This window comes from Methylomonas sp. BG-2 (assembly GCF_057766305.1).
Genome location: NZ_JBYMAP010000183.1, coordinates 1 through 8,183 on the forward strand (window position 1 = coordinate 1; position 8,183 = coordinate 8,183).

At 57.4% G+C, this 8,183-nt stretch carries 9 protein-coding genes; all 9 read right to left on the reverse strand.

Features of this window, described 5'->3' with window-relative positions:
- On the reverse strand, positions 1 to 666 hold a 666-nt coding region (locus AC3B8H_RS15695; protein WP_488442486.1), incomplete at its 3' end, for a HEAT repeat domain-containing protein.
- Between the two features lie 39 nt (positions 667 to 705).
- Complete coding sequence (locus AC3B8H_RS15700; protein WP_488442487.1) at positions 706 to 1,638, reverse strand: ABC transporter substrate-binding protein; 933 nt, start codon at positions 1,636 to 1,638, stop codon at positions 706 to 708.
- 3 nt (positions 1,639 to 1,641) lie between these two features.
- Positions 1,642 to 2,460: an ABC transporter permease gene (locus AC3B8H_RS15705; protein ID WP_488442488.1), complete on the reverse strand. Its 819-nt coding sequence runs from the start codon at positions 2,458 to 2,460 to the stop codon at positions 1,642 to 1,644.
- A gap of 7 nt (positions 2,461 to 2,467) precedes the next feature.
- The gene (locus AC3B8H_RS15710; RefSeq protein ID WP_488442489.1) at positions 2,468 to 3,319 is read right to left on the reverse strand and encodes an ABC transporter ATP-binding protein; all 852 of its coding nucleotides are present in this window, start codon (positions 3,317 to 3,319) and stop codon (positions 2,468 to 2,470) included.
- Positions 3,320 to 3,328: 9 nt separating this feature from the next.
- Positions 3,329 to 4,483, reverse strand: a complete 1,155-nt coding sequence (locus AC3B8H_RS15715) for a sulfotransferase family protein (RefSeq protein ID WP_488442490.1) — start codon at positions 4,481 to 4,483, stop codon at positions 3,329 to 3,331.
- Positions 4,484 to 4,550: 67 nt separating this feature from the next.
- A complete protein-coding gene (locus AC3B8H_RS15720; protein ID WP_488442491.1) occupies positions 4,551 to 4,799 on the reverse strand; it encodes a 4Fe-4S dicluster domain-containing protein in 249 nt (82 codons plus the stop codon).
- Positions 4,796 to 6,538, reverse strand: coding sequence for a fumarate reductase/succinate dehydrogenase flavoprotein subunit (locus AC3B8H_RS15725; protein WP_488442492.1), 1,743 nt, complete (start codon positions 6,536 to 6,538; stop codon positions 4,796 to 4,798). Before AC3B8H_RS15725 ends, AC3B8H_RS15720 begins: the two co-directional genes overlap by 4 nt.
- Before the next feature lie 2 nt (positions 6,539 to 6,540).
- On the reverse strand, positions 6,541 to 7,278 hold the full coding sequence (locus tag AC3B8H_RS15730; protein ID WP_488442493.1) for a GntR family transcriptional regulator: 738 nt from the start codon (positions 7,276 to 7,278) through the stop codon (positions 6,541 to 6,543).
- Positions 7,279 to 7,949: 671 nt separating this feature from the next.
- Positions 7,950 to 8,183 (reverse strand): VPLPA-CTERM sorting domain-containing protein (locus tag AC3B8H_RS15735; RefSeq protein WP_488442494.1); only part of this gene is annotated, 234 nt, incomplete at its 5' end.

The following is an 8,183-nucleotide window of genomic DNA, read 5'->3' on the forward strand; positions in this document are numbered from 1 at the left end:
TTTGCCCAGTGTGGTAGCCGCCTCCTCCCGCACTACCCAGGAAGAGTCTGTTAACGCCACAAGCAGGGCCGGTAGTACGGTTTGATCTGCGGCCATGCCCAGCGCGCCGGTCGCGGCGCGCCTGACCTCGCTGTCTGGATCGTGTTCGGCCAACTCCGCCAAATTGGGCAGGGCCTGCCCGTATTTTAACCAGCCGAGCACGCCCACCGCCTCTCGCCGCACCGAGGCATCGCCGTCGGCCAGCGCCGCCAATGCTGGTGGCGCAGCCTCGGGCAAACGCAGCTCTCGCAATGCACGCAATACGGCCGTGCGGACGAAGGCATCGTTATGTTCCAGCCATGGCAACAACTGCAAACCGGCTTCGAGGGCTTTAAGGCTGGAAAGGCTTTGCGCGGCGGCGGCGCGCACGGTTTCATCGGCATCAAGCAACAAATCCGCCAAAGCGGATATGACCTGGGTGTTTTCCCAACCGGCCAGCAGATTAGCCACTTCGGCGCGAACTTCCGGTTCCGGGTCGCCGGCGGCCTGGATCAGCCAAGGCAACAGGCTTTCGTCTTCTTCATCCGCCAGTTCGATCAAGGCGAGTCGGCGTACCGTGGCGTCGGCGCTGGTGAGCCGGGGTAAAAGCTCGGTCAGGTTGGCGTTATTGGTAAAAATATCGGTCATGGTCGGTCGGGTATCCGTGGGTAAAGTGGGTTGAAAACGCTATTGACCGGGAAAGTCTTGGGCCTGCTTTATCAAACCCAGCTCGTGAAATTGCCGCCAGCGCACTTGATGGAGCCGGCGCAGTTCCGGCGTCAAAGCCAGCAGTTCGGTATTGGCCTGTTCGGCTTTGGCAAAGGCCGGATCTTCGTTCGAGGTTTGCCGGACGAATTTGGCGTCGATACGCAACTTCTCCGCAAACCAAAGGCCGGCTTGCTCGGGGTTTTGCGCGGTATAAACCACCGATTCCCGCAGCGCCGCCAGATAAAGCTCGCGGGCATTCGGCTGCTTTTGCAAATATTCGCTACGTAAAACCGTCAGGAAATGAAACGGCCAGCGCTGAATCGAGCGTGCGCGGAATTGTTCCTTAACCCGAGTCGCCTGCGGTTCGCGGATCACGGCCGCATCGACTTGCCCCTGGGCGATTAGCGCTGGCAATTCGGCGGGCGGCGTATTGATCAATGCCACCTCATCCGGCTTTAGTCCGTTTTGCCGGAGCGCGAGCAACAGGTCCGCATAGGAATCCGAGCCAACGGACGCGGCGATTTTCTTGCCTTTTAGGTCCTGGAGCGCGCTGACGCTGCTGCCTGCCGGCACCAACAAGGAATGACTGGAATAGCCGAGCTGGCCGACCACCACAGCCTTGTTGGGCTGCTTATCCAAGAAGGTGGCGATCGGTAACGGGCTGCTCACCACGGCATCGAGCTGGCCGGCCGCCAGCGCTTCCATCATCGGCGGACCGTTCTGGAACACTTGAAACTCGGCTTCCAGGCCGTGCTTATTGGCAATACCAGCCATTTCCATCACCACTGGGTAAACGCCGTTCAGGCCGGACGGGTAGCCAATTCGGATCTTGATAGCATCCTGAGCCGTTGCGCCCAATGACACCGCGAACAACAGCAAAGCGGAAAGCATACGCAGCGTATTAAAAGACATGATTCAAGATTTATGTGGGTGATTAGCCTGCCAAGGCAAGACGATCCGCTCGATGCGAACCAGTGCGAAATTCATCAACGACCCCAGCACGCCGATGGTGACCATACCCACCAACACTGCGCCGGTATCGAGATTGATGCGGTGAATTTGAATCATGTAGCCCAAACCGGACTGGGCGGCGACCAGTTCGGCGGTCACCACGGCCATCCAGGATTGGCCTAGGCCGATCTTCAATCCGGTCCAGATCTGCGGGAAAGCGGCCGGCAGGAATACCCGCAGCAATAAATCGGCCTTACCCGCGCCCATGAAACGAGCGGCATGAATGTAATGCGGCTCGACGCCGAGTCCGCCGGCAAAGGCATTCAGAAAAATCGGAAAAAAGGCGGCCAGCGCGGTGATAAAAAAGCTGGAACCGTTGTTGATGCCAAACCATAAAATCGCCAGCGGAATCCAGGCGATGGGTGGTATCGGCCGCAGCAGCGTGACGATGGGCAGCAGCAAGCGCCGCAGGGTGGCGAAATAGGCCATGCTTAGCGCCAACGGCACCGCCAATATCACCGCTAACAAAAAGCCGATCAACACCCGCTCCAAACTGGCCAGGACGTCTTTGGACAGACTATTGTCGTCGATGAGCTGCGCGAGACTGGCCGCTACCGTGGTCAAATCCGGCAGCAATACCGGGTTGCCGACTATTTTCGCGGCGAATAGCCACACCAGCAGAAACCAGCCATAGCTGACCAGCGGCCAGCCCAAGGCGACCCACAGTCGTTTGGCTTGCCGACAGCCTTTTTGCAGCGCTGAGTTGAAATCGATTGCCGACATCATTAGCTCAACGGTTAAACACTTTCAGGCTTTCTTCCCTGACCGCGCGATGGATGATCTTGCGCAAACGTTCGAATTCGGGCGAACTTAGGCTTTCCGGGGTACGCGGACGCGGCAGGTCGATGGCGATATCGGCCTTGATGCCACCCGGTTCGGTTCGCATCACGATCACCCGGTCGGCCAGTAAGATCGCCTCATCGACATCGTGCGTAATGAACACCACGCTGGTGCCGAAACGATCCCAGATTTTCAGCAACTCTTCCTGCATCACGCTACGGGTCTGCGCATCCAGCGCGCCGAAGGGTTCGTCCATCAATAGCAGGGTCGGCTTTGTCGCCAAGGCGCGGGCAATCGCCACCCGTTGTTGCATGCCGCCGGACAGTGCGTTCGGATAGGCCTTGGCAAAGCGTTCCAGCCCGACCATCCGCAGCAGGTCCATAGCGATGCTTTCCGGCTCCGGCAATCCCAGTCTGCGCGGTCCGAAAGCCACGTTTTGCAAAGCAGTCAGCCAGGGAAACAGCGAATGCTGTTGAAACACCACGTTGCACAATGGCGTTGGTTCCTTGACCGGCAAGCCATCGATGCTCACCGTGCCGGTGGTGGGCTTGAGCATGCCGGAAACGATATTCAGCAAGGTCGATTTGCCGCAGCCGGACGGGCCAAGTAATGCGGTAAAGGCGCCCGGCTCCAGTTCCAGATCGACGCGGTCCAGAGCGATATGCTCGCGTTCGGAAGTGCGAAACACCATGGACACATCGCGCAAGGAAATCCACCCCCTGCCGCTACACAGCGGCGGCACGCTATCAGCATGCGCGGTGTTTAGCGCCGGATTGGCTTGGATTGCGGCGGAATTCAACATCGTCCAACCTCACAGTACGACTTCGTTACTGGTATAGACGCGCTTGACGCCGAAATGCTCTTTCCAACGCCGTTGCGCGCGGTAACCGGCGATTTCCTCTTCCTGCGGATGGCCGTGCGGAAATTCCGAAGGTACGTCGCGGTCCGACCACAGCCCGCGCCGTTTGCGATCCAGGCGCTGGTCGATCAGCCAGTCGTTGTAGCTTTCGTGTACCAAATGGCCGTCCGGCGCACCGAGCAGGGCCGCGCGGGTACGTTGGTCGCGTTCCAGGTACAGACTCAATTCCTTTTCGTCTATCGTAGCCGGCTCGACCTCAAGCACGTAGCCGGCTTCAGTTAACTCCTGGCCGGCGATGGTAGCGAAGATGGCTTGTTCTTCCAGACTCAATTCGTACCGATAGCGACCTATCCATTTCGTGCTGACAGGTTGGCCCAATGGGGCGTGATCGCGGGTTTGGCCGCGGCGTTGGGCGATGCTGCCTGTATGAAAATCCAGCAAGGTCGGGGAAAATTCCTCGCCGAGAAAATCGCATACGGTCCGCAATACCGTCTGCGGATCGCGGGCCAGTTGTTCGTAGCTGACATCCAGCCATTGTCCGGCATCGAGTGTTTCCCGCCAGGGTTTTACCGCGTTCTGGCATAGTTTCCAGGTGCGTGCCGCCGCGTAAATATTGGTGGGGCCGAATGCGGAACGCTGATATTCGGCACTGGCGTCGCGGCCGTCGCGGGTCAGAAACACGAATTGCGCATTCGGGAAATCTTCCAGAATCCGGCCGACGTAAAACAGATTGTGCGGGGTCTTTTCGCCCCAACGCGGCTTGTTTTGCAGGCGGGCGTAGCGTTCGAACATCGCGGTATAGATGCCTGCGAAACTTGGCTCCAGCGCACTGGCCAAAATCTCGTCAACGATAGTCGCCGGATTAACCGGCATGTCCCAGAACGGCGTCTTCAGCCCAAACACCATTTCATCGGCCAGGGTGCGCAGATTCTGGGTTTGCGACAGGTCGCCATAGCTGAACAGATAGGGGCGAAAGCGCGGGTAATACCAGGCCACCTCCGGCACGGCGATGCGTGGATGATTGCCCAGCATAGCCATCAACAGCGTGGTGCCCGAGCGCTCGGAGCCGATGATGAATAGCGGCCGTTCCTTCAATGTAATTGCCATCAGGTTTTCTCTCGATTGTTATCCCAATGCCACACGAAATGGCAGGCTTGAATGGGTTTGTTTTGTGCTAACGCAGCAAATACGGAATTTCCACGCTGACCGCCCCGGTTGGACAATCCTTCTCGCAGGGCAGGCAGTACCAACATTCGTCGAAGGTCATTTGGGCCTTGCCGGTCAGTGGGCTTATCGCCAACACGTCGAGCGGGCAAGCTTCCACACAGACCGTGCAACCCTTGTCGGCGATGCATTTGTTTTCGTCGATCGTAACCGGCACATTGCTGCGCTGAATCGCGATGGGGAATGAGGATTTGCTCATGGCGCCACGGCCTCCGGTGCGTTGCTGGGATTGATGCGTAAACGTTGGTAGGCCGTCTTTTCCTGATCGTCGACCGGGATGACATAAGGTTCCAGCGGTCGTTTGAAGCAAGCCATGTCGCCACCGGCATTCTTGTGCAATTGCACATGCACCAGCCAGTCGGCATCGTTGCGCTCAGGGTAATCGACTCGGGCGTGATAGAGCCCCCAGCGGCTTTCGGTGCGATACAGCGAAGCCCGCGCAGCCATTTCCGCGCAGTCGCGTATCGCATGAACTTCCATCGCTCGCATCAGTTCGTGGGGATTATTGGCCTGCAGTACGTCCAGGTCGTCGCGAATACTTTCGAAACGTTCCAGGCCGATTTCCATCTTGCGGGTGACCTTGGGCGGCTGCAGGTAATCGTTGACCATGCGCCGCAGCTTGTATTCCACTTGCGCCGGCGGCAGTCCCGATTCGCGTTGCAGCGGCGCCCACACCCGTTGCCGTTCGGCTTGCAGTTGCGCAGGATCGACCTCGGCCTGTACGTGATCGCTGGCATGGCGCGCGGCCGACTCGCCGGCAAATCCACCATAGACGAAGGCGCCGAGCATGTAATTGTGCGGCACACAGGCCAGATCACCGGCCGCATACAGGCCCGGCACGGTAGTGGCCGCGTGTTCGTCCACCCAGACGCCGGAGGCCGAATGGCCGCTGCATAAGCCGATTTCGGAGATGTGCATCTCGACCATGCGTTCGCGGTAATTGGTGCCGCGCCCGACATGAAAACGGCCGCGGCTGGGACGCTCGTTGCCGTGCAATATGGTTTCGATGCTGCTAATGGTTTCCTCGGCCAGATGGTCCAATTTCAGGAACACCGGGCCGTTGCCGCTTTCCAGTTCGTTATAAAACTCCTGCATCATCTGCCCTGACCAGTAATCGCATTCGATAAAGCGCTGGCCCTTGCTGTTGGCGGTATAGCCGCCGAACGGGCCGGTCACGTAAGCGCAGGCCGGGCCGTTGTAGTCCTTGATCAACGGGTTGATCTGGAAACATTCGATGCCGGACAATTCCGCGCCGGCGTGGTAGGCCATGCTGTAGCCGTCGCCGGCATTGGTCGGGTTCTCGTAGGTGCCGAACAAATAACCTGACGCCGGCAGGCCCAAACGGCCGGCCGCGCCGGTGGCCAGCACGACCGATTTGGCCTTGATCACATGAAAATCTGCGGTTCGGCAATCGAACGCGAACGTACCAGCGATGCGGCCGTCCTGGCCGACGATCAAGCGGGTAGCGACCAGACGGTTGGTGATTTCGACGCGGTTGCGTTTCAATTGCCGGTACAGAATCTTTTTAATGTCGTGGCCTTCCGGCATGGGCAGCACGTAAGTGCCCATGTGGTGCACCTTTTTCACGGCGTAATCGCCGGTTTCATCCTTTTCGAACTTCACGCCCCAGCGGTCCAACTCTTCGATCATCGCAAAACTGTTGCGGGCGTAGGCCAGCACGGTTTTCTGATTGACGATGCCGTCGTTAGCGACAGTGATTTCCCGCACATACTGTTCCGGCGTGGCATGGCCTGGCACCACGGCGTTGTTCAAGCCGTCCATACCCATGGAGATGGCGCCGCTGCGTTTGACGTTGGCTTTTTCCAGCAGCAAAACCTTTAAAGTGGGATTGGCCTGTTTGGCCTTGACCGCCGCCATCGGCCCGGCCGTGCCGCCGCCGATGACAAGTACGTCTACCGCGTGCTCTATGGTGTTCATGTTTATCGCTCGATGCGTGCGCGTAGTTGAAAGTTATCCGCCCGGCAATACAGGTATTCGAAATCCAGCGGGGCCCCGTCCTGGGTGTGAGTCAGACGTTCGATGCGCAGTACCGGCGCGCCGTCCGCTATTTGCAGCAGCTCCGCCAGTTCGGCATCAGCCAACACGGCGTCGATAACCAGATCGGCGTAACCCAGTGGAATCGCGTAATCGTTTTCCAAAATCAGGAAGATGTCGCGCGTCGAGAGATTTTCCTGGGCCAGACGCTTGCCGAGGTGAGCGGCAACATAAGTCACATCCAGCGATACAGGCCTGCGATTCAGATGGCGTACCCGCCTTAGTTCGGTCACCGGCGCGCCTTCCGCCAGCCCTAGCCGCTGTGCGACATCAGGGCCTGCTGGCAGATCTTTGATACCGACCAATAGGTTGTAGATTTCATGACCTTGTTCCGAAAGCGCCTCGGCAAAGCCTTGCAGCTTGGCCAATGATTGAAACGGCTTAGGCAGGGAAACGAACATGCCTTTGCCAGCCACCTTGAATAGCACGCCTTCCTTTTCCAACTCGCCCAAGGCCTGGCGCACCGTGATGCGGCTGACGCCATAACTGCTCATCAACTCACTTTCCGACGGCAAGCGCGCGTGGGGTTTGTAGACGCCGGCCACGATGCGCGCCCGCAATTCGTCGCGGATGCGGGCGTATAAGGAACGGGGCGGGATGATGTGAGCTTTGTCGGCAAGCATTTAAGTCATAACTGGTCATTATGGGTTATCACTTAACTACAGCAAGCAAGATGCCAGAAGCCTAGGTAACAGACCTACTTATCCAACAAAAAGGGTTTAACAGGGATTTTTTTAAAATGAAGCAAACCGAGTGAATCGTCTATTGGCGCCAGAGTGTTGACTGACAAACATTTGGTGTTGCCGAGGTGCTGAAAAAACCAACATAAATTCATGAAGATTTCGGAATTTCAGAGCCCGCTGCCCTCCATAAGATCAATGCGAACTATACTGATCAAGCGGTCCGTGGGGTGGGAAAGCATGGATGGCTGTTTGGGCCAAGATTTGCCTGACACCAATCCGTTCTGAATGTCTGAGCAAGGCCGCAGACCAGACGAATGGTCACACTAAAGACGAACGTCTCTTCAGTGGCGCCTGGCGACCGTCTTCTCTTCAGACTCATCACCGGAAAGCGGTTATTGAAATCCGATCCCCGAAAGCGGCCAGTCGTCACTGAGTGCAGCCGACCCACAGGCGACAATCGCTCTAGTTTTGCAATGTCCGCAAAGTGATAATAAGCCGATGTTTTGATTGTTGTAGTCAGTTAGGTTTTTAGCTTCTCAAACCTGCGACCTTTAGCATCCAGTTACACAAAAAAGGCACCCGAAGGAGCCGGATTCGTAACTTGAAGATACTTAAACTCTTTCATTTCTGCGGCGGCGCGATACAAAACTAAAAACACCCAGGCCGGTGAGCATCAAGGGGAGTGCTGCTGGAAGTGGAACGCTAGAAGGGCTAGCGGTGAAGCTGATCGTCCGCAATGCGAATCCGTCCGTCACTCCGTTGCCTTCCACGTAAAAATTAATAGTGTTAAGCCCGGAAATAAATCCAGACGTAAGATTAACAACAGATCCATATCCGTAAGTTGG

What these genes read in the sequence shown, in the direction of transcription:
- AC3B8H_RS15700 (WP_488442487.1), bottom strand. Translation starts at nt 1,638, where the DNA reads ATGTCTTTTAATACGCTGCGTATGCTTTCCGCTTTGCTGTTGTTCGCG.
- AC3B8H_RS15705 (WP_488442488.1), bottom strand. Translation starts at nt 2,460, where the DNA reads ATGTCGGCAATCGATTTCAACTCAGCGCTGCAAAAAGGCTGTCGGCAA.
- AC3B8H_RS15710 (WP_488442489.1), bottom strand. Translation starts at nt 3,319, where the DNA reads ATGTTGAATTCCGCCGCAATCCAAGCCAATCCGGCGCTAAACACCGCG.
- AC3B8H_RS15715 (WP_488442490.1), bottom strand. Translation starts at nt 4,483, where the DNA reads ATGGCAATTACATTGAAGGAACGGCCGCTATTCATCATCGGCTCCGAG.
- AC3B8H_RS15720 (WP_488442491.1), bottom strand. Translation starts at nt 4,799, where the DNA reads ATGAGCAAATCCTCATTCCCCATCGCGATTCAGCGCAGCAATGTGCCG.
- AC3B8H_RS15725 (WP_488442492.1), bottom strand. Translation starts at nt 6,538, where the DNA reads ATGAACACCATAGAGCACGCGGTAGACGTACTTGTCATCGGCGGCGGC.
- AC3B8H_RS15730 (WP_488442493.1), bottom strand. Translation starts at nt 7,278, where the DNA reads ATGCTTGCCGACAAAGCTCACATCATCCCGCCCCGTTCCTTATACGCC.